At 36.0% G+C, this 24092-nt stretch carries 20 protein-coding genes; 12 read left to right on the forward strand and 8 right to left on the reverse strand.

What is annotated here, in order from left to right:
• The 3 genes from B2R82_RS14275 to B2R82_RS14285 form a co-directional block, all read left to right on the forward strand.
• Window positions 1-641, forward strand: a 641-nt coding sequence (locus B2R82_RS14275) for an IS4 family transposase (RefSeq protein ID WP_286925488.1), incomplete at its 5' end; no start/stop codon positions are given.
• Between the two features lie 196 nt (window positions 642-837).
• Complete coding sequence (locus B2R82_RS14280; RefSeq protein ID WP_286925489.1) at window positions 838-3564, forward strand: ATP-binding protein; 2727 nt, start codon at window positions 838-840, stop codon at window positions 3562-3564.
• 2 nt (window positions 3565-3566) lie between these two features.
• Window positions 3567-4418 carry a CheR family methyltransferase gene (locus B2R82_RS14285; RefSeq protein ID WP_286925490.1) on the forward strand — a complete coding sequence of 284 codons (852 nt, stop codon included), beginning with the start codon at window positions 3567-3569 and terminating at the stop codon, window positions 4416-4418.
• Between the two features lie 53 nt (window positions 4419-4471).
• Here B2R82_RS14285 and B2R82_RS14290 read toward each other — a convergent pair whose 3' ends face one another.
• Both B2R82_RS14290 and B2R82_RS14295 read right to left on the reverse strand, forming a co-directional pair.
• On the reverse strand, window positions 4472-5611 hold the full coding sequence (locus tag B2R82_RS14290; RefSeq protein WP_286925491.1) for a PP2C family protein-serine/threonine phosphatase: 1140 nt from the start codon (window positions 5609-5611) through the stop codon (window positions 4472-4474).
• A 233-nt stretch (window positions 5612-5844) separates the two neighbouring features.
• Window positions 5845-6858 (reverse strand): hypothetical protein, encoded by a 1014-nt coding sequence (locus B2R82_RS14295; RefSeq protein WP_286925492.1) that lies wholly within the window; start codon window positions 6856-6858, stop codon window positions 5845-5847.
• 382 nt (window positions 6859-7240) lie between these two features.
• Between B2R82_RS14295 and B2R82_RS14300 the strand changes: the two genes are divergently transcribed.
• Complete coding sequence (locus B2R82_RS14300) at window positions 7241-8488, forward strand: GNAT family N-acetyltransferase (protein ID WP_286925493.1); 1248 nt, start codon at window positions 7241-7243, stop codon at window positions 8486-8488.
• 29 nt (window positions 8489-8517) lie between these two features.
• On the opposite strand, the gene psiE is transcribed toward B2R82_RS14300, so the two are convergent.
• Window positions 8518-8973, reverse strand: coding sequence for a phosphate-starvation-inducible protein PsiE (gene psiE, locus B2R82_RS14305; RefSeq protein WP_286925494.1), 456 nt, complete (start codon window positions 8971-8973; stop codon window positions 8518-8520).
• 212 nt (window positions 8974-9185) lie between these two features.
• Here psiE and B2R82_RS14310 point away from each other — a divergent pair, with 212 nt between their 5' ends.
• Window positions 9186-9410, forward strand: coding sequence for a hypothetical protein (locus tag B2R82_RS14310; RefSeq protein WP_054771635.1), 225 nt, complete (start codon window positions 9186-9188; stop codon window positions 9408-9410).
• A 77-nt stretch (window positions 9411-9487) separates the two neighbouring features.
• On the opposite strand, the gene B2R82_RS14315 is transcribed toward B2R82_RS14310, so the two are convergent.
• A complete protein-coding gene (locus tag B2R82_RS14315; RefSeq protein WP_286925496.1) occupies window positions 9488-11221 on the reverse strand; it encodes a methyl-accepting chemotaxis protein in 1734 nt (577 codons plus the stop codon).
• Window positions 11222-12044: 823 nt separating this feature from the next.
• A complete protein-coding gene (gene guaC / locus B2R82_RS14320) occupies window positions 12045-13028 on the reverse strand; it encodes a GMP reductase (RefSeq protein WP_286925497.1) in 984 nt (327 codons plus the stop codon).
• A 256-nt stretch (window positions 13029-13284) separates the two neighbouring features.
• On the opposite strand from guaC, the gene B2R82_RS14325 reads away from it, so the two are divergent.
• Window positions 13285-13704, forward strand: coding sequence for a VOC family protein (locus tag B2R82_RS14325; protein ID WP_286925498.1), 420 nt, complete (start codon window positions 13285-13287; stop codon window positions 13702-13704).
• Window positions 13705-13752: 48 nt separating this feature from the next.
• Here B2R82_RS14325 and B2R82_RS14330 read toward each other — a convergent pair whose 3' ends face one another.
• Window positions 13753-15702, reverse strand: coding sequence for a methyl-accepting chemotaxis protein (locus B2R82_RS14330; RefSeq protein WP_286925499.1), 1950 nt, complete (start codon window positions 15700-15702; stop codon window positions 13753-13755).
• Between the two features lie 310 nt (window positions 15703-16012).
• Window positions 16013-17962: a methyl-accepting chemotaxis protein gene (locus B2R82_RS14335; RefSeq protein WP_286925500.1), complete on the reverse strand. Its 1950-nt coding sequence runs from the start codon at window positions 17960-17962 to the stop codon at window positions 16013-16015.
• A 215-nt stretch (window positions 17963-18177) separates the two neighbouring features.
• On the opposite strand from B2R82_RS14335, the gene B2R82_RS14340 reads away from it, so the two are divergent.
• Window positions 18178-18552: a VOC family protein gene (locus B2R82_RS14340; protein WP_286925501.1), complete on the forward strand. Its 375-nt coding sequence runs from the start codon at window positions 18178-18180 to the stop codon at window positions 18550-18552.
• Between the two features lie 75 nt (window positions 18553-18627).
• Here B2R82_RS14340 and B2R82_RS14345 read toward each other — a convergent pair whose 3' ends face one another.
• Complete coding sequence (locus B2R82_RS14345; protein WP_283870127.1) at window positions 18628-19368, reverse strand: hypothetical protein; 741 nt, start codon at window positions 19366-19368, stop codon at window positions 18628-18630.
• A 265-nt stretch (window positions 19369-19633) separates the two neighbouring features.
• Between B2R82_RS14345 and B2R82_RS14350 the strand changes: the two genes are divergently transcribed.
• From B2R82_RS14350 to B2R82_RS14370, 5 genes are all read left to right on the forward strand, one after another.
• Entirely contained in the window at window positions 19634-20830 is a 1197-nt protein-coding gene (locus B2R82_RS14350; protein WP_286925502.1) for an acyl-CoA dehydrogenase family protein, read from the forward strand.
• Window positions 20831-20833: 3 nt separating this feature from the next.
• Window positions 20834-21709: a transporter substrate-binding domain-containing protein gene (locus B2R82_RS14355; protein ID WP_286925503.1), complete on the forward strand. Its 876-nt coding sequence runs from the start codon at window positions 20834-20836 to the stop codon at window positions 21707-21709.
• 155 nt (window positions 21710-21864) lie between these two features.
• The gene (locus B2R82_RS14360) at window positions 21865-22572 is read left to right on the forward strand and encodes an amino acid ABC transporter permease (protein WP_286925504.1); all 708 of its coding nucleotides are present in this window, start codon (window positions 21865-21867) and stop codon (window positions 22570-22572) included.
• 12 nt (window positions 22573-22584) lie between these two features.
• Entirely contained in the window at window positions 22585-23286 is a 702-nt protein-coding gene (locus tag B2R82_RS14365; RefSeq protein ID WP_286925505.1) for an amino acid ABC transporter permease, read from the forward strand.
• 13 nt (window positions 23287-23299) lie between these two features.
• Window positions 23300-24055, forward strand: a complete 756-nt coding sequence (locus B2R82_RS14370; RefSeq protein ID WP_283870123.1) for an amino acid ABC transporter ATP-binding protein — start codon at window positions 23300-23302, stop codon at window positions 24053-24055.
• The last annotated feature ends 37 nt before the right edge of the window (window positions 24056-24092 follow it).

Here is a 24092-nt window from a genome sequence, read left to right on the forward strand (position 1 = left end):
GTTGTTCGTACCCTGATAAAGCGGTGTTAACGAAAGCGAAAGAACATGATCGTGGTCAGCTTGAAATTCTCGTTGATGACAAGGAATGCATGTACGTGTTTGACCGAGGCTACTTAGATTATGAGCGTTTTGACCGCATGACAGATGATGGATTTTTCTTTGTCTCACGCTTACGAAAAAACGCCGTAACACGTGTGGTTGAATCGTTTGAAGTATCTGAACAGTCATCTGTGTTATCGGATGAAATGATTCTGATTGGCAACACGCAAAATCGTGCTGAAAATGTATTTCGCCGTATCGAAATACTGGATCCAAATGGTAAAGAGCTATATCTGATAACAAATCGTTTTGATTTAAGTGCAGATGAAGTCGCTGAACTGTATAAGTCACGCTGGGCAATTGAGCTGTTTTTCAAGTGGATGAAACAGCATCTAAACATTAAAAAGTTCTACGGGCAAAGCGAGCAAGCTGTGCACAATCAGGTGTTCATTGCGATGATCGTATACTGCTTAAACGTGCTAGCACAGCTTCACACAAACAGTTCACGGACGTATCTACAAATTAGTAGGTACTTAAAAGCAGTACTATGGAAACCGGCACGTATTTGGCTTCGGAAAATAGAAGGAAATACAGTACCATAAGGATTTTGAATCCTCAGTTGCCCCAGTCAAAGGTTATAGTAAAAAAAGGGTGTTTACTACTTTTGTTTAAGTGTCTTTCAATTTCTTAAAAACGCAAGAAATTGAAAACAGAAAATTCAATCAAAATTCATGCGACGTTAGTGAATACAATTATACTAATAATAGATGAATATGACAGGTAAAGGTAGGAAAACAAATGCTCAATAAATTAAAGCTAGGTATACGAACTAAAATTACATTAGGTTATATTGTTATCATACTTTGTTTACTTGCATCAGTAGTTTTCTTAAATAATCAAATTACTGCTTTACAAAAAGAAAGAAATTTTATTATAAAATATGATTCTCAAGTTCAGGAGTTAACCAACCGAATTGAGAAATACATCTTGGATATGGAATCAAGTCAACGAGGATTTATCATTACCGGGGATGAAAGTTATTTAGAGCCTTATAATAGAGCTTCCGAAAACTGGAAAATTGATTTTAATGATCTCTATCAGCTCTTAGATAATAAACCTAAGCAACAAGAGAAGCTCAAGGAAATAGAGGTAACGATAGAGCATTGGATTGCAACGTCTGGTAATCCAACACTTTTAATGAAGAAGGAAAATAACACTGCTGCTTTAAAGGAATTTTTTAAGGTCGATGTTGGTCGCAAAGATATGGAAACAATGCGGAAACAATTTACTGCATTTAGATTAGCTGAAAATGCATTTACTCAAACTAAGGCAAATCAATTAGACAAGCGAAATAGCAATATAACGAGTGCTTTATTTGGGCTGTTGGTACTTGTTTCGGTAATCGCTATTGTAATCGCTAGTGGAATTTCCCGCTCAATTGTGAAAACGATAACAGAGGTTACTCAAACAATTAAAGAAATTGCAGCTTCTAAAAGCAATCAAAAGGGAAGAATTTATGTGAAAACCAATGATGAAATAAATACCCTTGCCGATGCTACAAATGAGCTTTTAGATTCGATTGAAAAAAGAGAATGGCTACAGTCAAATATTGCGGACATTGTCACTAAATATCAAGGTATTTCGGTCATTACAAAATTAGCCGAAACCTTCCTTTCTGAAATGGCACAGAAGACACAATCCTCTCTTGGTGCCTTTTATGTTCGTGAAACAACAGAAGATAATATTCAATTTGTGAAAAAAGCTGCATTTGCTGGTACAAGTACTGATGTAGGAAAGGATAGCTTTAAACTTGGGCAGGGCTTAATTGGACAATGTGCCTTGGAAAAAAAGATTTTAATCTATAAGGATATTCCGGATGAATTTCGTTTGATCGGAACAGGCTTAGGGGAAGTACCACCTAAAAGTATTCTTATTATCCCAGTTATATTTGAGAAGGACGTAATAGCAGTTGTTGAATTGGCGACTATGACGGACTTCAGTAAGCTTCAGCTGGAATTAGTCAAGCAAGTAGTCGAAACGTTTGGCTTAACAGTGAATAGTGTTGTAGGACGTATGGAAATTGTACGCTTGCTTAATGAATCCAGAGCGATGACAGAAGAATTACAAGTACAATCGGAGGAGCTACAGACACAATCAGAAGAATTACAAATGCAAACAGAAGAGCTAACAATGATTAATGAGCAGTTGGAAGAAAGAACGAAAGAGGCAGAATCCAAATCGAGAGAGCTAGCAAAAGCGAAAAAGGAATTAGAAAAGAGTGCTGAACAGCTATTACTCAATTCCAATTATAAATCCGAGTTTTTAGCCAATATGTCACATGAGTTACGAACACCATTAAATAGTATCTTAATTTTATCAGAGATGCTGGCAGAAAATAGTCAAAGTAATTTAACGGAAGAGGAGGCTGAATTTGCGAAGGTTATCCATTCCTCTGGTGAGGATTTACTTGTACTCATTAATGATATTTTAGATTTATCAAAGGTAGAGGCAGGAAAGCTGGACATAATGTTTGACGAAGTAAATATGAGTGAGATCCCTCTGCAAATTGAGCAGACATTTGCACCTGTAGCAATGAAAAAGCATTTACAGTTCCATATTTCAAAAGCAGAAAATGTAGTGGATATTTTCTATACGGATGAAAGGAGATTCCAGCAAATCCTAAAAAATTTATTATCAAATGCTTTCAAATTTACAGAGCAAGGTTCCGTAACACTTGCTATTAAACAGTTAAAAGAAGAGCAGTTGACAAACAATATGCAGAATATAAGTGCTGATTGGTTAGAGATTACGGTTTCAGATTCTGGCATAGGTATTCCTAAGGACAAGCATCAACTAATATTTGAATCGTTCCAACAGGCAGACGGTGCAACGGTACGGAAATATGGCGGTACAGGTCTTGGCCTATCAATTTGTAAAGAATTTGCCAAACTACTTGGAGGTTGGGTTTCTTTACAGAGTGAAGAAGGGCATGGTAGTAGCTTCACACTAACAATTCCAAGCCTGCCTAATGGAATTCAGGAGGAGCAATGTCTTGAATTGGCTATTCATGAGGTTGGAGCTACAACAGAGTTACATGGAATAGAAGAAGAGCTGCATGAAGTTATAGAGGTAGAGGTATTTCAAGGGAAAACTATATTAATAGTAGATGACGATTATCGTAATATCTATGCACTAAAAACAGCGCTTGAAAAAAGAGGCATGAATATCTTAGTTGCCAAAGATGGGATAGAGTGCTTAGATATTATGCAAGCTAATCAGGAAGTAGATCTTATTCTTATGGATATTATGATGCCTAATATGGATGGCTACGAAACGATGTCTATTATTAGACAACAAATGAAGCTGAAGGATTTACCGATTATTGCTTTAACAGCAAAGGCCATGAAAAACGATCGTGATAAATCATTAAAGGCAGGAGCTTCAGATTACATTAGTAAGCCATTAAATTTAGATCAACTTTTATCCGTTTTAAGAGTATGGTTAGTTTCTAAAGGGAGTTTATAAGCATGGATCAATTTCAGCCCTTGGAGCAAAAACTACAAAATAAGCATACAAATTTAGAAATTGATTTATTACTGGAGGCAGTTTATCGTTTATCAGGCTTTGATTTCAGGGATTATAATCGTTCTTCCATAACACGAAGAATCTTGAATAGAATGAGAATCAATAATATCCCAACCGTTACTAGAGTGCTTGAAAAGGTGATACACGATCAACAGTTTCTAGAGCAGCTATTAAATGATTTTTCCATTAATGTCACTGAGATGTTCCGTAATCCAAGTTTTTTTAAAGCATTTCGACAGGAGGTTATTCCATATTTACGTAATTATCCTGAAATACGCATATGGCATGCAGGATGTGCAACGGGCGAGGAAGTATACTCCATGGCAATTTTGCTAAAGGAAGAGCAGCTCATTGATAAGGCAGTTATTTACGCAACAGATATGAATGAACAAGTATTAGAAAAAGCAAAAAAAGGTGCTTTCCCTATACACAAAATGCAAGCATATACTAAAAATTATATGCTTGCAGGTGGTAATGATGCATTTTCTGAGTACTATAAAACAGATTATCAGTATGCGTATTTCCATCCTTCCCTATTAAAAAATATTATTTTTGCACAGCATAATTTAGTTACGGATCAATCATTTAATGAATTCCATATTATTTTGTGCAGAAATGTTTTAATCTATTTTTCACAGGCACTACAAAGTAAGGTTCATCAATTATTTTATGAAAGTCTTAGTGAAAAGGGTTTTTTATGCTTAGGCGATAAGGAGACACTGCGCTTTGATGATATTATGGAAAAATATAAAGAAGTTGTAGGAAATGAAAGAATATATCAAAAGATCAATTAATGAAAATCCGCCTATCTTTCTAGATTCACAGATAAATAGGCGGATTATATTTTTTAAGCATGTGCTTGAATCATTAATACACACATATCATCAGGCTGATTGTCTTGCTTCTCTTTAGGTAATAAATTATCAATCAGACATTGTGTATAATCCCACTTTGCAGATGTTAGCGTTTGCAGATGTTTCTCAGACTCTATCTCACAAGGTCCCATCGCCTCTAATACACCATCTGTAAAGAGAATTATTTGTATATCATGCTCGTATTGTATTCTTTGTTTTTTTACTTCAATTTCATCAAAAAAGCCGACAGCACAGCTACCTTGATTTAACGGAACAAGTGTCTTTTCATCAATAAGGGCATAGCCAGAAGGATGGCCGGCATTTACATATTCGATTGTTTTTTGTTCTGTATCCATCACTAAATAAATCGCCGTAAAGTAATAAAGGTTGTCTTCCTTCCCATTTCTTAAAAGTGTCATATAGCGGTTCAATTCTTTTATGACTAATTCAGGCTCTATCAATTGTTTGACAGCTTCTCTAAGAACAGAAGAGATGAACATACAGACAAGTGCTGCCGAAATCCCATGTCCCATCATATCAAGTAAAATAACAGCATAGCGATGATCATTTATTTTGTGCCAATAATACATATCCCCTGCCAAATTAGAGGAGGGTAGGTAGGATACCGCTATTTGAATATTATTCTCATTTAATGGTGGACTCAGTAGACTCCTTTGGACATGCGTTGCTAAATCTAATTCGTATTGTATTTTCTTTTCCTGCTGAGTATGCCAATCTAATTCAGCCTTCAATCGTAGAGCCACACGAATTCTAGCAAGAAGCTCTGTTTTATTTATCGGCTTTGTAATATAATCCACCCCACCGATATCCAGGGCCTCAGCAAGTTGGTTTTTATCTTCTAGAGCGGTGACAAAGATAATTTGAATGTCCTTGAATCTTTCATTTTTCTTAATACGTTTACAGGCTTCAATACCATCTATCTCTGGCATCATAATATCTAATAAAATTAAATCTACAGAATTTCCTGTCGAATCTTGGACATCAAGCTGTAAATAGTCAAAAAGCTCATAAGCAGAAGCTAATGAAACACAGCTATCATAACCTGCATTTTTTAAAATTTTTTCAATTACAAATAGATTTACTTGATTATCATCTACAAGAAGAATGGTCATAACTATTTCCCCTTATTCTGTACTGTTGCGCAGATTATTAATATATGTGTATTTAAAAACTCTCAACTACATTATTATACAAAACATTAGAGAATAATGGTATTTTGGTGTTTTGAAGGAGTATTTTGCTAGGTATTAAGTCTTTTATATTGGTAAAATACTGTAATCGAAAGTATAAAAGCCCTCAGTGAATAAGTAGGTGTCTAGTTCATGGACTTTGAATAGCAATATGTCTAATCCTGCTGAATTCGTGCCTTTTTAAAGCCGCCATAAATATCAACTACATTGGCTATGATGGTAATAGCAACAGTGACTAGTAATATGCGATCTATAGCAAACAAAACCTTAGCAGAGGTTGTATCTGTAATTGCAGCAATATAGGGTATAGCTGCACTGTGTATAAAATCAGGTCGATTAACCATAAGAATAAAGACAATGGTCCCTAAACATTGAAGGACAGCATTTAGGACAGCAATTAGAAAAGTCCATTGACCCGCTTTTAATTTAAATAATGCTAAAGCTATACTTAAAGCGATACATATCAAAACAACCGGCGCAAAGGACAGTAACACATTTTGGTTGAATATAGGCATAACAAATTTCAATCCACCTCTATCGTGCGAAGAGTAGATTCCTAAAAGATGATTTGCATTAAAATAGATAAACGAAAAAACAGTAATACCTATTAAGCTAAAAATAATATCAGGAAGTGATATAGTTTTATCTTTTGGGATAACTTTACTATTTAATAAATCATCTGGAGTCCAAGGCTTTTGTTTTTTTATAAAAGGTATTGGAACATCACTACCTGAGCGTTCAATTATAATAAAAGAAACTGTAATCCAGAACAGCACGTGTAATACCACTGTGATAACATTTACAATAGTAATAGAAAAAGCATTAATCACAGTAGATAAAAGGGCATCTTCTCCGCTGTAGCGTACAATATTTTCTACCACATGAACGATTACCGTAATAAGTATGGCCCAAGGGACGATTAATTTTATTGTCCGAATATACGTGTCAAATACTTGTGGGCCAATTAAAAAGTTTGGTGAATCCCTGTAACTTGCTGCGACCTCAATAGGATTTCCTAGCTTTATAAGAACTTCTTTTACATCTGATTCTGTATAATCTTCAGGTAACATTTCCTCGATGGTAGATTTTAGCTTAGAACTAATTTCATCCCGTTTCGTTTTGCTTATCCTTTTTGTAACTTCATGAATATAGGCATCAATTAAATCCATTCTAAGTGTCTCCCTTCAATAAATTATTTATCTCATTCAACAGATTTTAGAAGGAATGAATTGTGTAGGCACAATTCAAAATCCGGAAGCATTGTTTATCTGTAGCGAAAGCAAAGCGTCAGCTACAATTACGCCAAGGCCAAATCGATTGTGTGACTTTAAAAGGGCATATACTTTTTCAGGAAGGTGAATAATCAGGATGTATTGTTGACTTCAGGAGAAATGACCCCGGTAGGATACCCAGCTTAGATCATCTCACTGTCATCATACAGTATTATTTTAACTCGTGGTAATATATGTTATTATCGGAAGTTAAAATTAATGTGAAAAATATGATTATGAACAATTTTTTAGATTGCAATAAATGAACAGGGGGATGAATATGCGAGTGGTAGATAAATTATGGGATGAAGAAGATTTTTTGCAATTTGTCGACATTGTAATTGGTGCTTATCCGGGAAGGCTGGACGGCTCACAGCCAACAAAAGAACAATTGAAGGCACTTTTTCAAAACAATGATGCAGCTATTCATTATTATGGATTATGGGAAGAAAATAAACTAGTTGGTGGTATGAGACTTCATGATTTTGAAATGAATTTACTTTCTAAAATAATTCCGGTTGGAGGGGTTGGTTTAGTTGCAGTTGATTTACTTCGCAAAAAAGAGAGGATTGCTAAGGAATTAATAGAACACTTTTTAAAAGTATTTTTAGAAAAACAAGTACACTTTGTAGCATTATATCCTTTTAGACCCGATTTTTATAAAAAAATGGGCTTTGGCTATGGACCTAAAATACATCAATACTTAGTAGAGCCTTCCAGCTTTCCGAAAGGTCCAACCAAAAAGCATCTTAAGTATTTAACAGTGCAGGATCAGCATAAATTAGCAGATTGCTATAAAAGAGTTACAATGAAAAGGCATGGTATGTTTTTAAAAACAGAATCGGAGCTCGCAGCAATATTTAAAAATCCTCAAAATTATGTGATTGCTGTTGAAAAAGGGGATACCATTCAAGGTTATTTAGTATTTTCCTTTACTAAACAAAGTGATACGAATTTCCTGCTTAACAATTTAGTTATTAAAGAGTGGATTTATGAAACACCAGAGGCATTATTAGAACTTAGCACATTTTTAAATAGCCAAGCCGATCAGGTTGCTCGAATTGAATGGAACACCCAAGAAGAAAATGTTCATTTCTTTTTAGGAGATGTAAGAAATGGATCGAATCATTTAATCCCAAGTGTCTATCATGCAAGCACTGTGTCAGGAGTTGGTTTGATGTATCGTATTATCAATGTCAGAGGCTTTTTTGAGGAGCTAAAAACACATAATTTCAATAATCAAACTTTAACATTTAAGCTTACTGTAGAGGATTCTTTACTCCCAGAAAATAATCAGCAAATCGTTATGAAAGCAATTGATGGCAATATGACAATAGTAGACAATCATAAATGCGATGTGGAGATGATAATAGATATTGCAGAGCTTTCCTCACTAACTATGGGAGTTGTTACAGTACAAGAGCTATTTATGCTCAGTAAGGTAAAGATTAGTGATGAGCGATATATTCAGAAATTACACCAACTCTTCTATGTCTATGATAAACCGATGTGTATTACAGCATTTTAGGGAAGCCATAGTGGGCATCCCCATGCGAACTATTTTTCTTTTTTTATAAAGAGGGAAGAACGTACTGGTCGTTCCAGTGGTGTAATGTTAATAATAAAATAGCTTATAATTAATATTAAAATAATAAGTGAATAAATTAAGGTATTGATGGGGTGGTCATGCTCAACAATAATTAATCGAATCATGGCTGTAATACCAATATATATAAAGTATCGTAGAGGGAAATGATAGTCCTCCTTAAAATATTTAACAATCATTGTGATAAATTCAAAATATAAAAAGAAGAGAAGAATATTTGCAAGGAAAAGCTTATAGTCGCCTTTATCCTTAGAGAAAATGATAATTTTAAGGAATTCGACTAGTTCTTTAAAAAGTAGGAAGGATAATATAAGCGCAAGAAGTATGAGACAAACATTAAGAAACAATTGTAAAGACTTTGGCACAGCCTTAATTAGTTGTTGATAGGTTGAGTTGTTTTGATCCATCTAATTCCTCCAATCATTATAAAAGACGATATAACATAATTATATGGTCGATCGTCTGGCGATTATGATTTGAATATAACATTTAATCGTTAATGTTTTTATAAATTTTTGTAAAATTTTGGTATATTTTATTGAAAGAATGTTTTCAAATTAATTTAGCGGTATGCTAAAATAGATGTGCATGAATATAAATTATAAAAGGGGTTTTTAAAATGGCAAAAGCTGCAAATTCAAATGCAAAAATTACACCAGAACGTTTAGAAGAAGCGTTAAATGTTCGCGATCGTCTTATTATTGAGTTACTAGTACAAGTACTTGATGAAAAGCTAGTAATTGAACGCCCTGTGCTACGTGAACGTTTAGGAAACCTTGTAGAACTTTCTGACCATGATGCAGAATTAAAGGAAACTTTACACGGTGTAATTAATAAACTGTAATTCTCTAAGATTTATATAATTATGCTTAAATGTAATTATAAAATCCCCTATAGCTTAGACTGTAGGGGATTTTAATATCATGTAAAACGATCTACTAATTCGTGCATACGTTCTGCCTCTGAGTGAAGCTCGACTGAGGAATGCATAATAGAAGTGACCGCTGATTTCTGTTCATCAATGGAAGCATTGATTTGCTCGGTAGCTGCTGCAGATTCAGTGGCCACACTTGCTATTTCATTAATAGCATTAATAACAATTAAACGATTTTCAGCCATTTCACTCATCCCCTGATCAAGGGACACAAGATGTGCAGTAATGCCCTGGATGGAATCAGCTAACAATGTAAAAGCATTTTTTACCTCACTTATAGAAGTAGCTTGTCCCTGTGAAAGCTGAAGGGTGTGCATCATCTTAGCGTCTGAGCTAGCAGTATCGATTTCGATACGTTTTAATAAATTTCTAACACGATTAGTTGCCTCATTCGTATCCTCTGATAAATTGCGAACTTCTTCTGCTACAACGGCAAAACCTTTTCCATGTTCACCTGCTCGTGCTGCTTCAATACTTGCATTTAAGGCTAAAAGATTAGTCTGTTCAGAGATGGAGGTAATTGTTTGTACAACATGATGAATTTCCTCCATTTGTCCTGTTAAGCTCGAGAAGTTTGATCTCAATTCTTCAATGACTTGTGTAAATTCATGTGAATTTTGCTGTAATATTTCGACCTTTTGTCTACCATTTTCCTGTGAGCTATTAATGTTATTCATATCCTCCGTAATTTCAGCATATTTTTCTGTTGCATTTGAAATAAGAGAAGACAATTTTTCAACCTTGCTAATGGCCATTTCGGCTTCTTCTGCCTGAATGACAGCTCCTTTCGATATTTCAGTAATAGCCTGATGGATTTCATCGGCAGAAGCGGTTGTTTCTTCAGTAATAGCGCTAAGCATTTCTGAGGAAATTCTCATTTTGCCTGCACTGTCTTTCGTGTTATCAACCATTTCATTTAAGCTGAGTTTCATATTATTCACATTGCTAGCCAGTATTCCTAATTCATCTTTTGTAGTTATAGGAATATCCTCGCCTGTTAATTTCCCTTTAGCAATATCAGAAGTCATCACCATAATTCGGCGTATGTATGAAGTCATTCTGCCAGAGAAGAACCAATATAGGGCAACGCCAATGATTGTTGCAAGGAAAGTCATGACAACTGTGTAGTAAAGGACATTTTTAGTACCTGCATTAAAATCCATTTCATAAGTACCAGCAGCGATAATCCATCCCCAATGCTTGTCCGTAGCTACATAGGTAATTTTAGGAGCAACAACATCAGGGTTTGATGGCAATGCCCAGTCATAACGGACATATCCCCCGCCTGCCTTAGCCTCATCAATCATTTCACGTACAAAATAGCGACCATCCGTTGTCTGTAGGTCTGAAATATTTTGCCCTTCAAGAGATGGGTGAGTTTCAACTGTTCCATCAGCTTTAAAGGCATAAAAATAGAAATTTTCACCGTATTTAATGGGGTTATCAATAGATCTTTTATTATCCTCTGTTTTCTTGCCTACTATTTGTGTCCTAGCACGCTCCTGAGCCTCGGCTAATGTAAGCTTCCCTTGCTGAACTTGCTCATCTAATTCAGCTATTACTTCGAGTATCCCCAATGTCCCATTCTTTAGACTTTGTCTACCTACCTCATCAATTTCACTTTTTGCCACAAAGTAATTTACCGTACCAACTAAAGTTGTAGGAATCAAAATGACGATAATGGCTAATGTGACAAGTTTGTTACGGACTGACTTCATCATGGGCACAACCTCCGTTCCTGTCTAATTATACAAAGTTTTACAAATCCTTAATTTAATTATAATACAAAGGATTTCAATAAAATAGAAAATTCCGAAAATTAACGATAATATTTTAAAATAAGGGCAATGTTATATTCTTTTATGATGAATGGAGGATTGGTGACCCTGAAAATTGCTTAGTTGAGTGTCAAAAATTATTGGTGAGGTACAAACTGCTCAGTTTAAGGAAGAACAATTCGTGGGAGGCGGAAAACTACTTGGTTTCCCTAGAAGAAGCACTTTGGTAAGGCTCAAAAAAGTTCGGTTCCCTGGATCAATCCCTCAGATAAGGCTGAAAATAGCTCGGCTCGCCAGAAGAAGCGCTCAGGTAGTGCTAAAACTAGCTCGGCTCGCCAGAAGAAGCGCTCAGGTAGTGCCCAAAACAGCTCGGTTCCCCAGAAGAAGCGCTCAAGTAGGCCCCAAACTAGCTCGGCTCGCCAGAAGAAGCGCTCAGGTAGGCCCCAAATTTGCTCGGCTCCCCAGAAGAAGCGCTCAGGTAGGCCCCAAACTAGCTCGGTACCCCGGAAGAAGCGCTCAGGTAGAGCCCAAATTTGCTCGGTTCCCCGGAAGAAGCGCTCAGGTAGAGCCCAAACTAGCTCGGCACCCCAGAAGAAGCGCTCAGGTGAGACCCAAAAAAGCTCGGCTCCCCAAAAAAACTGCTCAGGTTCTTCAAGGAACTGCTCTGGTAGCTTCTATTATTGCTCAGGCAATAATGGAAATTCAGCCTGGTTAAAGGCTTTATAATTACGAAAACCCAAACAAGAGTGTTTGGGTTTTAGCAATATTAATATACTTTATCGCCGTTAAAAATAGAGTTTTTCACAATAACATAATCTACATTTCGAATGGCATCTAGTTTGTTGCCACCTGCATAGGAAATAGAGGATTGAAGGTCTTGCTGCATTTCAATTAATGTATCCTTGATGCTGCCCTTATGTTCAACGTACATTTTTTTGCCTTCCACATTTTTGCGTTCGCCTTTTTGGAATTCAGAGGCAGACCCGAAGTATTCTTTGACAATTTTACCGTCAATTTCGATTGTTTCACCAGGTGATTCTTCATGGCCAGCAAATAATGATCCAATCATAACCATGGATGCGCCGAAGCGAACTGATTTTGCAATATCACCATGTGTGCGGATTCCTCCATCCGCAATAATTGGCTTTGTAGCAGCCTTCGCACACCAGCGTAATGCAGCTAACTGCCAGCCACCTGTACCAAAGCCTGTTTTAATTTTAGTAATACATACTTTACCTGGTCCTATACCAACCTTTGTAGCATCTGCGCCGGCATTTTCTAATTCACGTACAGCTTCAGGCGTACCAACATTACCAGCAATGACAAAACTATTTGGTAAGTATTTTTTGATGTGTTGAATCATACGAATGACAGCATTAGAATGACCGTGAGCAATGTCAATTGTAATAAAATCGGGAACTAGATTAACAACAGCTAACTCTTCTATAAATGAATACTCTTCATCTTTTACTCCAACACTAATGGACGCGATAAGTCCACGTGCTTGCATATCTTTAATGAAATCCGCACGAGTTTCAGGGTTGAAACGATGCATGATATAAAAGTAACCGTTTTCAGCAAGCTTCACAGCAAGACTTTCGTCGATAATTGTTTGCATGTTTGCAGGAACAACAGGAAGTTTGAATGTATGTCCACCTAAAGTAACTGATGTATCACATTCAGAGCGACTTTCTACAATACATTTTGCGGGAATTAATTGAATATCCTCATAGTCAAATACGTTATCCATTCTATACACTCCTAAAATACGAATATTTTTAAATAATCGATTTAAATCGTTCGTCATTTGGTAATTTACATGATTTTTGAGTAAATGTCAAAGCTTTTATCATAATAAATAGAAAAACAGCAGAATAAGTGATAAAAGCGATTCTATACATGCAGAAGGATGTTATTATATAAGCAATTTTATTTAAAATTTGTCATACTATTTGATATCCATGTACAATAGAATTGTTTCAGAAAATGACAAAGGAGTGTTGGAGATGGCAGTAGAAGTGTATTTAATTTTTAATGGAAATTGTCGGGAGGCTGTAACGTTTTATGAGAAGGCTTTTAATACGGACAAGCCTGAAATTATGACCTTTGGAGATTCACCTCAAAATCCCAATTATCAATTACCAGAGGAAGCCAAAGATCTTGTCATGCATACACGACTTTCGATTTTTGATAGTACAGTAATGTTCTCAGATACATTCCCAGGATCGCCATTCACACAAGGAAACAATGTTACATTAGCTATTGTTTCTAGTGATGAAGAGAAGATGCGTAAAGCCTTTGAAAATCTGAAGGATGGCGGCAAGGTAAGTATGGAGCTACAAGAAACTTTTTGGAGTAAGTGCTATGGCTCGCTTACAGATAAATTCGGAATTGAATGGCAATTTAGTCATGAGGAAAATAAATAGTGACAAAAGTAAAAGCACGATGATAGTCCTTTATCATCGTGCTATTTTTTAATATTTAAATTGGTTTACAAAGCCTTGGAGCTCATCGGCCATATCGAGTAGTGCTTTTGCAGCAGAGGCGATATCCTGCATGGAGGATAATGTTTGCTCGGTAGATGCAGCGACTTCCTCAGACGCGGCTGCATTTAGCTTAGCATGATCAGAAAGCTCAATTGCAGTAGCGGAAACTTCTTCGACCACTGCAGACATTTGCTGTGTTGATGCAGAGATATCCTCCATTTTTGGTGCAATACTTCTTAGGCTTGCGATAATACTCTCGAATTTCGTACTTGTGTCTTCGGAAAGTTTTAGACCATCCTGAACGTCTACGGATGCCTTTGTCATGGTTTGAACAGAATTCGCTGTGTCCTGTTGAATACCAGTAATTAGCGTAGAAATTTGCTCTGCCGATTGATGGGATTGCTCTGCTAATTTTCGAACCTCATCAGCAACTACCGCAAAGCCTTTTCCGTGTTCACCTGCACGTGCTGCTTCTATAGCTGCGTTCAATGCAAGTAGGTTGGTTTGGTCTGAAATTGCACTAATAATTTCAATAATAGAGCCAATTTCCTTTGTTCGATCATAAAGTGTTTTAATCATAGCATCTGATTGTGCAACAGATTCGTGAATAGAAACCATTTGGTTAACCGTTTGCTGTACTGATTGACCGCCTTCTTCAGCCAAATTAATAGCGTGGCTAGATAGGTCTAGAACCTGCATAGAGCTATCGGCAACCTCGACCACTCCTTTAGCTATCTCCTCGATAGAAATTGCATTTTGATCAATACTCGATGTTTGTTTTTCTGTACTAATAGCCACCTGTTGCATCGCTTCCGTCACCTGCTCTGAAGCAGCAATATTTTGTTCCGAATTAGCAGATAGATCTTGTGCTGACTTTTGAACATGCTCGGCACTCTGATTGACATTGCGGATTAATTTTTTTAAGTTCACCTTCATGGATATGAAGGCTTCACCTAGTTGACCAATCTCATCTTTCGTGTGTACTTCAATATACTCTGTTAAATCGCCATCACTAATTTTTAATGCGCTATTTTGAAGGAGTTTAAGCGGTTTAACAATAGACTTGATCATGTAAAGCATGAATATTAGACCTATAATTATTGAAAAGAAAGTAATAACTAAAATAATTTTAAAAGTTGAAGTAGCGGCATTTGTAGCCTCAGCCGTAAACATCGTACCAATAATCTTCCAGCCAGTTAGTTTATTTGTGACAAACTGTAAGTGGCGGTCATTTTCAACTATTGTTCCTTTCTCCTGCTCATAAACCTTCGAAATATAGCTTTCTGTTGCTTCAGAACCGCTCTCTTTATCTCGCTGAGAAACATATAGCTTATCCTTATCTATTAGGGAAGCAAATCCTGTTTCTCCAATACGAGCGTCCTCTGTAATTGCACCTAGCACAGAGATATTAAAATCTAACGCAATTACCCCAGATCCATCCGGAAGAGTCTGCATAACTGAAATAACCATGTTATTTGTTGATTTTGATATATAGGGTGAAGTAATGGTAACTTGTCCTTTGTTAGCGACTGCTTCTTTATACCAAGATCGTTCACGTGGATCATAGTCACTTTCATACTCATGAACAGGCTCATCTATTATTCTGCCATCCGCAGTACCTATATAAAGTAATTCAACCTCTGGGTGTGTATTTATATATTCTTGAAAAAGACCCTTTAGTTCATTGTTTTTTTCTCCCGATAGATAAGTTTGATCTACTTTTTTTGCAAAGTATTCGATATCCAATACTTTAGGAGAAATGGTATTTGTAATATTGGTATTTAGCATGCGTACGCTTTCTGTAGCACTTGCTTGTTGCTCCTTTAGAATTTGGCTTTTTGTACTTTTGAAGGAGGTGTATCCGATTAATAGAGTTGGAACGAGAAGTATGGCTAAAAATGCAAAAATTAATTTTTTTCGTAAGCTGATTCGTTTCATAGATAAATTCCCCCTTATAACAATATTTATATATATGAATAAATTGGACTACCAAAATGTTATTTGTCTTATTTTATCAGAAAAATGTATAATTGTATGTAATAAATTGGAATTTGTTAATGTTTTTCCACTTATAAACTGCTTCACTGATAGTTCAAATGTTTTAATCTGATTCTAAAAGTAAAATGAATTTAAATCAATGAAATTATCTAAAATATCAGAAAATTTAAACTCCTGTGTAGATTAATGTAAGCTATACAAAAATAAAAATCTGAGCTCAATCGCATGTTGAGCTCAGACGTATGAATCATCAATATTTAAAACGGCCTACATAGCTCTGTAATTCATCAGCCATATCAAGTAGTACTTTAGCAGCGTTAGCCATTTCTTGCATGGAGGATAATGTTTGCTCTGTAGATGCAGCCACTTCTTCAGATGCGGCAGCATTTAATTTAGCGTGATCTATTAGCTCAATAGCTGTTGCAGAGACTTCTTCAACCACTGCAGACATTTCCTGTGCAGAGGCAGATATGTCCTCCATCTTCGGAGCCATTTCCCGTAAGCTTGTCATAATATGCGCAAACTTTTTACTTGTATCTTCTGTGAGCTGTAAGCCATCCTGCACATCTGTAGAAGCCTTAATCATTGTTTGTACTGATTTGGCAGTCTCTTGCTGAATACCTGTAATTAGCTCAGAAATTTGTTTTGCTGAATGCTGTGATTGTTCGGCTAATTTTCGAACTTCATCTGCAACTACAGCAAAGCCTTTTCCGTGCTCTCCTGCTCGGGCAGCTTCGATAGCAGCATTTAAGGCAAGAAGATTTGTTTGATCGGAAATTGCACTAATAATTTCTAATATAGAGCCAATTTCTTTTGTTCGGTCATAGAGTGATTTTATCATCCTATCTGATAGTGCTACAGATTCGTGAATGGAATGCATTTGCTGAACCGTTTGATCTACAGAATGACCACCTTCCTCTGCCAATTGAATAGCATAGCTAGTGAGATCTGAAACTTGCATAGAGCTATCTGCGACCTCAACCACTCCCTTAGCAATTTCTTCAACTGATATTGCGTTCTGGTCAATTCCTGTTGTTTGTTTCTCTGAACTGATAGCCACCTGTTGCATCGCTTCTGTCACCTGCTCAGAAGCAGCAATATTTTGCTCTGTATTGACGGATAAACCTTGTGCAGCAGCTTGTACATGCTGAGAGCTTTGATCAACATTACGTATTAAAGATTTTAAACTTACCTTCATAGAGACAAAGGCTTCAGCCAATTGACCAATTTCATCCTTAGAATGAATATCAATAAACTCTGTTAAATCACCGTCACTAATTGTTACAGCACTTTGTTTCAGTCGATTAATTGGATTAACTATGGATTTAATCATATAAAGCATAAAGATAATACCAACAGTTATTGAAACAGCGATGATTATTAAGTTCATATTAAAGGTGGAGGCGGCAGCCTTAGAGGCCTCGGCAGAAAACATTGTACCAACAATCTTCCATCCTGTTAGCTTATTAGTAACAAATTGTAGTTGCTTATTTGATTCTCTTACTGTTCCACTATCTTGTTCATATATTTTTTTGATATAGCTTTCAGTTGCCTCTGAGCCACTTTCGTTCTTTTGGTCAGCAATATATACTTGATGGCTATCTAAAAGGGAGGCAAAACCATTTTTCCCAATGCGTATATCATTTGTGATGGTACTAAGGGTGGAAATGTTTAAATCTAGTCCAATTACGCCAGAACTGTCAGGTAAAGCTTGTGTAATTGTTATGACAATGTCGCCTGTAGCTTGAGAAATGTATGGTGCAGTGATGGACACCTGGTCATTATTTTCTAGAGCTTGCTTGTACCATGGTCTGGTAAGTAAATCAAAGTCATCTGGATATACTTGCGTAGGTTCATCTAATAACCGACCATATGCCGTTCCTAGATAGATGAGCTCTACCTCGGGGTGCATATTGATATATTCCCGGAAAAGAGTCTTTAGTTCTGGTTCTTTATCTACTTGTGTATAGGATTTATTCAGCTTTTTGGAGAAGTATTGGATATCTTTTATTTTTGGATCAATGGTGTTTGTAATATTCGTATTAAGCATGCGTATACTCTCGGCTGTGCTTGCTTGTTGTTCTTTTAAAATTTGTTGCTCAGCACTCTGGTAAGAAATAATGCCAATTAATAGTGTTGGGACTAGAAGCATTGCTAAAAATGAAAAAATGAGCTTTTTCCTTAAACTTAGTTGTTTCACTTAAATTATCCTCACTCTTATATTATAGTTGTATACTTTTCCGCAATAGGTAAAGAATAGACTAACTAGCTTATTTTATCAAAAATAAATTAAATGTTAAGCGTTTTTCCATAAATGCTTTTTTATCAGAATGTTTGCAGTAATATTACTCATGAGTGAACATAGAAAGCTTACAATTGTTGTATACTAATGTTCAAAAGAGGAGGGGATTGTTCATGATTAAACAAATTGGACAAGTCATGATATATGTAAATGACCAGGATGCAGGCGTTAAGTTTTGGACAGAAAAAATCGGCTTTGTGGTAGTTGATGAACGGGAAGAGGAAGGAATACGAACAATTGAAATTGCTCCAACGAAAGACGCTCAAACGACTTTCGTACTCCACAACAAAGAAATTATTGCAAAAATGCATCCTGAATTGAATTTAGGGACACCGTCGATTATGTTTTACGCTGATCATATAGAAGATCTGTATCAGGATTTTCAGGAAAAGGGTGTTATAGTAGGGGATTTAATAATGATGCCAATGGGGAGAGTATTTAATTTTGCTGATCATGAAGATAATTATTTCGCATTAGTTGAAAAATAAATAACAGTTTCGACTACTACCTCTAAAACGAGAATTTTTTTGAGCAAATTCTCGTTTTAAGTTATAGTAGAAAATTCATTTTAGGTCCTCACCATAAATCGATACCGTTTGGCGGTCCACAATAAATTTGTTACCGTTCCATTTTAGTATGTTCTCTACATAACCTAATCCATCAGCATGATATCTCCCCGCAATAGCCTGATACGCCAAAATTTCGTATATTCCATCCCGTTCATAATCAACAGGATACAACCCACTAATTGGATCAACCCATCCCTCTATAGGCTGTTTTAGCGTACCATCTTGATTATAGATTTCTGCTAAATATTCAGGTCCCTTGTACTGTAAATCAATAATATATTGCTTTTTAGGATTCGCGCTACGAACAGCTACTTTGTACTGATCTTGATAATTGACTGTATATTTATTAGTGAAAGATTCTGTATCAAAAATAGAACGAACTTGGCCGTTTATCGAGGCAAAGATTTCACCATTGATAATTCCTCCACTACCTCCAGTGTCAGAAATAGCTAAAATATCATCTTGATGATTGCCAGTGAAATCACCTAGAAAAATAGTTGGATTATAGCCAATATTTTGCTTTAGTATTACTTTTTCAAATTTTTGTGTTTGCCCATAAAAAATCCCCAAAGTTAGATTTTTCCACAGGGGGCTATCTGGGGTTTTAGTTCCTATTAAAAGGACTGTCTCTAAAATGCCATCTCCATTTATATCGCCAAATTTTGTTTGAATAACCTCGGGAGTTAGATGTGCCATGGCAATATTACCTAATGACGGATTCATATTATTTGTCATACATACACCTCTTTCTACCATCTAGCATATGTTGTAAAAACAGCTTGGTGAATAAAATTGAGATAAAGCCAATAAAGCTTACAAAAAAACTTATATTTAACCCATTGACATTTTTTATTGTGAAAAGTATCATAAATGTCAACGAATCAGAAAATTCAGTACCAATTTAAATCTCACTACTAAAAAAGTAGTTAGAGATTTTTTTAAAAAGTTAATTCTTAGTAAATATATATGTTTTGTATAATTTGGGAAGAAGGAGATTTTCTTGAAGGATTTATTTATTAAAACAGCACAACAAAAGTATTGGCTCGATCAATTGGCTTCTATTGCAGAGCCGATTAGAAACGAGGCTAAAGAGGTAGATGAACAATCTCGCTTTCCATTTGAAGCACATAGACTACTTCTGCAAATCGGCTATCCGAGACTAACTTTACCGAAGGAATTTGGCGGTGAAGGTTTATCAGTTTATGATATGGTACTCATTCAAGAAACATTAGCAAGCTATGACGAAAATGCTTCCCTCTCATTAGGTTGGACACTTGGTGTTGTAGGAGAAATATATGAGACAAAATTATGGGCAGATGATGCACTGCATTTACTTGCGCCAGAAATAAAAAAGGGTGCTATTATCAATCGAGCTGTTAGTGAAGCAGCAACAGGGAGTCCAACACGTGGAGGGCGACCTGGAACAAATGCTATTTCAACAAAACAAGGATGGCTATTAAACGGGCGTAAAATTTTTACAACGGCCTCTCCAGTGCTCGATTATTTCTTAACATCAGCATGGATTGAGGAAAAAAATCAAATTGGCTTCTTCTTGATTCATAAAGATGTGAAAGGTCTCTCCATTGAAGAAAACTGGGAGATGTCTGCAATGCGAGGAACAAGTAGCCATGATTTAGTACTAACTGATGTAGTTGTTCCTAGTAATTACTTAGTAGAATTACCTAGTCATCCTAGCGGTGGCAAAATAAATGGGTGGATTCTACATATTCCAGCAACTTACTTAGGTATTGCGCAGGCAGCCCGTGACTATGCACTATATTTTGCTAATCATCATCAACCGAATAGCCTAAATGCTCCAATAAGTACTTTACCCAATGTCCAGCAGCTTCTAGGCGACATAGAATTAAAGCTACATCAGGCACGCTTTGTCTTATACGGTGTAGCAGAGGCTTATGATGATCCAGCAAGACGCGAATTTTTAACAAATGAAATGGCTGTGGCTAAACATACCGTAACGAATTTAGCGATTGACGTTGTAGACAAAGCAATGCGAGTGGTGGGGGCAAAGAGCTTGCAGTTAACAAATCCATTGCAACGCTATTATCGAAATGTTCGTGCTGGTCTGCATAATCCGCCAATGGATGATATGACTATTATTAAGCTTGCAACGGCAGCAATTGAACAGCAAAAATTGAAGGAAATTAATGGAAAAACCATTGAAAATAAGGAGAAATGACATATGTTTAAACAAAAGAACAAGATTTTCAAATTCGCTGCAATAGGATTGGCTTCACTTGCCATTTTAGCAGGCTGTAATTCAGAAGAATCCTCATCAGATAAAGGAACGGATGCTGATGGCGTAAAAGTACGTACAGTGAAAGTTGCTTTTGATCAGGCTTCTAAGCCAATTAGTTATATAGATGATAAAGGGAATCCAACAGGCTATGATGTTGAAGTGATGAAGCTAGTGGATGAATTATTACCTGAATATAAGTTTGAGTATGTAGGGACAACAAGTGATGATTTATTGATTGGTGTTGAGCAAGGAAAATATCAAGTAGGGGTTAAAAATGCATTCTTTACACAGGAACGTACAGAAAAGTTTATTTTCCCGAAAGAATTTTTAGGATTAAGTAGTGCTGGTTTAGTATTACGAAAAGAAGATGAAGGTATAAAAACATTAGAAGACTTCGCGAAAAAAGGCTATGCATTAGCACCGATTGCTGCGAATAATGCCCAGTATACAATTATTGATGAGTACAACACAGCTCATCCTGACAATAAAGTAAAATTACAGGCTGGAGATGCATTTACGGTTGATGTGGTGCAATGGGTAAATGAAAAACGTGTGGATGGCGGTGTTATGATTGAAGGTCCATTTAAGCAACAAGTTTTAGCAGAGGATGGTCCTTACTATAACTTAAAAGATGATGTTGTTTACAATGAATTTGCTGTTATCAAAACATGGCCATTGTTTAATAAAAAGGAACAAGAATTTGCAGATGCATATGATAAAGCTATCGCACAGATTAAAGAGCAGAAGAAAACAAATGAATTAAGCACAAAGTTTTATGGGCGAGATTTATTTGAAGTGTTAGAAAAAGTGAACCGTTAATAGGCGGTAATTAATGAATTCTCTTCGGAAGAGAAGGTGTTAGCAGCTGCTACTATCAATAAAAGGCTGTTGAGTCAGTATACTCAGCAGTCTTTATTCATACAAAGAAAAATTTACTACGCTATAATCAGATATTTATAAAAGTTGGTGAGGAAATGGAGAAGTATTTTGATGCATCATACATTTGGAATTCAATCCCTGTATTATTGCCCTTTTTAAAAGTGACATTTTTAGTTGCAGGATCTTCCATCGTATTAGGCACAATATTTGGCTTATTATTAGCAGCTGCAAAGCTAAGCTCAGTAAAATTGTTACAAAAATTAGCGAATCTATATACAACAATTATGCGTTGTACACCATCAATTGTCCTGTTATTTCTTGTCTATTATGGTGTACCGGCATTAGCAGAAAATGTTGGCATAAATTTGCATTCTATTGAAACAGCTATTTTTGTTGTTGTGACATTTACGTTGCAGTTCGCTGCAATTATGTCAGAAGTGATACGTTCTGCCTATTTAGCAATTCCTAAAGGTCAATTTGAAGCGGCTGTTAGTGTAGGATTAACGCCAATTCAAGCCTATCGACGTATTATTTTCCCCCAAGCACTTGTTGTCGCCTTACCAAACTTTGGGAACGGTATGATTGCGTTATTACAGGAGGGGGCACTTGCTTATACGATTGGCTTAATTGATATTGTTGGGAAGGCAAATTTAATTATTGCTAGTAATATAAATGCACATGCATTAGAGATATATATTGCTTTAGCTATTGTATATTGGGTGCTTTCAATTATTATTGAAAAATTCTTTGCTATGCTGGAAAAGTATTTTGGCAAAGGGAAAAAGACATTAGAAACAACGTAGGGAGGGGAAGCCATGAATTATCAATTTTTACTTGAAACCTTTTTTGTAGCATTATCAGGTGTTCCTATTGCACTCCTTGTAACAGTTGTTGCGTTGCTCATTGCTTTGCCACTTGGTTTTTTACTGGCATTAACACGGATTAATAAAATTCCAGTTATTCATCATTTAGCAAAGATTTATGTTTCCTTTGTTAGAGGAACACCCATAATTATTCAAATTTTTATTATGTATAGTAGCATTCCGTTAATGCTAAAAATTATTTTTGAAAAATACAATATAAACTATGATATTTATAAAATCAATCCTATTTGGTATGCATTTATTGTTTTTGCCTTTAGTACAACAGCTATTTTAATTGAGGTATTTCGTTCTGCTTTAAGTACGATTGAAAAAGGCCAGTTGGAGGCAGCGCATGCAACGGGCTTAACGACATTTCAGGCATATCGCCGAATAATTATTCCACAAGCCTTAGTGGTGGCTATGCCAAATATTTGTACAGCTACTGTTAATCTTATTAAAGCGACATCTTTAGGCTATGCTATGTCTTTACCTGAAATCACATTGAAGGCTAAGGTAGCTGCCAATGTTGGTTACAATTATGTAGAAGCATATATTGATATTTTCATTGTGTACTTAATTTTATGTAGTACCGTTGAATTTCTCTTTAAACGATATGAAAAGCATTTAAGTAAATTTAAAGCGGCAAATGCCTGAGGGGTGATGAAGCATGTTAGAGATTAAAAATATCCATAAATCATTTGGTAATAATGAAATTTTAAAGGGCGTCGATTTAGCCATTGATAAAGGTGATGTTGTTGTTATTTTAGGTCCTAGTGGTTCAGGGAAAACAACCTTATTACGATGCATTAATTTTTTAGAAAATGCTGATCAAGGACATGCAACATTTGGAGATATTCAAGTCGATTTTCAACATGTAAAGAAAAAAGACGTCCATGCAATTCGTCAGCGTGTAGCATTTGTCTTTCAAAACTACAATCTCTTCACTAATAAAACGGCCTTGGAAAACGTGACAGAGGGCCTTATCATTGGTCGAAAGGTACCGAAAGCACAGGCAATTGAGATTGGTAAGAAGGCACTTGATAAAGTAGGACTTTCGGAAAAGTATGATGCCTATCCAAGTCAGTTGTCTGGAGGTCAACAGCAACGGGTAGGGATTGCACGAGCAGTGGCATTAAACCCAGATATTATTTTATTTGATGAACCAACCTCTGCACTTGATCCAGAGTTAGTCGGTGAGGTACTACAGGTCATGAAAAACATAGCAGCTGAGGGTACAACGATGCTTGTTGTCACACATGAAATGGGCTTTGCAAAGGATGTAGCCAATCGAGTGATATTTATGGATGGTGGAGTCGTTGTAGAGGAAGGAAGTCCACATGATATATTTGTGAATCCAAAAGAAGAGCGGACAAAAAAATTCCTTAAACGTGTTATTCCAGAAGACTACACTTTCTATATATAAAAATAACAGGAGAATCTGTTCTTTACAGATTCTCCTG

The organism is Lysinibacillus sp. UBA6686 (assembly GCF_002455205.1).
Taxonomy (GTDB): domain Bacteria; phylum Bacillota; class Bacilli; order Bacillales_A; family Planococcaceae; genus Lysinibacillus; species Lysinibacillus pakistanensis.

Excerpts from the sequence above, each read along its gene's own strand:
- B2R82_RS14280 (WP_286925489.1), top strand. The coding sequence starts at position 838 with ATGCTCAATAAATTAAAGCTAGGTATACGAACTAAAATTACATTAGGT.
- B2R82_RS14285 (WP_286925490.1), top strand. The coding sequence starts at position 3,567 with ATGGATCAATTTCAGCCCTTGGAGCAAAAACTACAAAATAAGCATACA.
- B2R82_RS14290 (WP_286925491.1), bottom strand. The coding sequence starts at position 5,611 with ATGACCATTCTTCTTGTAGATGATAATCAAGTAAATCTATTTGTAATT.
- B2R82_RS14295 (WP_286925492.1), bottom strand. The coding sequence starts at position 6,858 with ATGGATTTAATTGATGCCTATATTCATGAAGTTACAAAAAGGATAAGC.
- B2R82_RS14300 (WP_286925493.1), top strand. The coding sequence starts at position 7,241 with ATGCGAGTGGTAGATAAATTATGGGATGAAGAAGATTTTTTGCAATTT.
- psiE (WP_286925494.1), bottom strand. The coding sequence starts at position 8,973 with ATGGATCAAAACAACTCAACCTATCAACAACTAATTAAGGCTGTGCCA.
- B2R82_RS14310 (WP_054771635.1), top strand. The coding sequence starts at position 9,186 with ATGGCAAAAGCTGCAAATTCAAATGCAAAAATTACACCAGAACGTTTA.
- B2R82_RS14315 (WP_286925496.1), bottom strand. The coding sequence starts at position 11,221 with ATGATGAAGTCAGTCCGTAACAAACTTGTCACATTAGCCATTATCGTC.
- guaC (WP_286925497.1), bottom strand. The coding sequence starts at position 13,028 with ATGGATAACGTATTTGACTATGAGGATATTCAATTAATTCCCGCAAAA.
- B2R82_RS14325 (WP_286925498.1), top strand. The coding sequence starts at position 13,285 with ATGGCAGTAGAAGTGTATTTAATTTTTAATGGAAATTGTCGGGAGGCT.
- B2R82_RS14330 (WP_286925499.1), bottom strand. The coding sequence starts at position 15,702 with ATGAAACGAATCAGCTTACGAAAAAAATTAATTTTTGCATTTTTAGCC.
- B2R82_RS14340 (WP_286925501.1), top strand. The coding sequence starts at position 18,178 with ATGATTAAACAAATTGGACAAGTCATGATATATGTAAATGACCAGGAT.
- B2R82_RS14345 (WP_283870127.1), bottom strand. The coding sequence starts at position 19,368 with ATGACAAATAATATGAATCCGTCATTAGGTAATATTGCCATGGCACAT.
- B2R82_RS14355 (WP_286925503.1), top strand. The coding sequence starts at position 20,834 with ATGTTTAAACAAAAGAACAAGATTTTCAAATTCGCTGCAATAGGATTG.
- B2R82_RS14360 (WP_286925504.1), top strand. The coding sequence starts at position 21,865 with ATGGAGAAGTATTTTGATGCATCATACATTTGGAATTCAATCCCTGTA.
- B2R82_RS14365 (WP_286925505.1), top strand. The coding sequence starts at position 22,585 with ATGAATTATCAATTTTTACTTGAAACCTTTTTTGTAGCATTATCAGGT.
- B2R82_RS14370 (WP_283870123.1), top strand. The coding sequence starts at position 23,300 with ATGTTAGAGATTAAAAATATCCATAAATCATTTGGTAATAATGAAATT.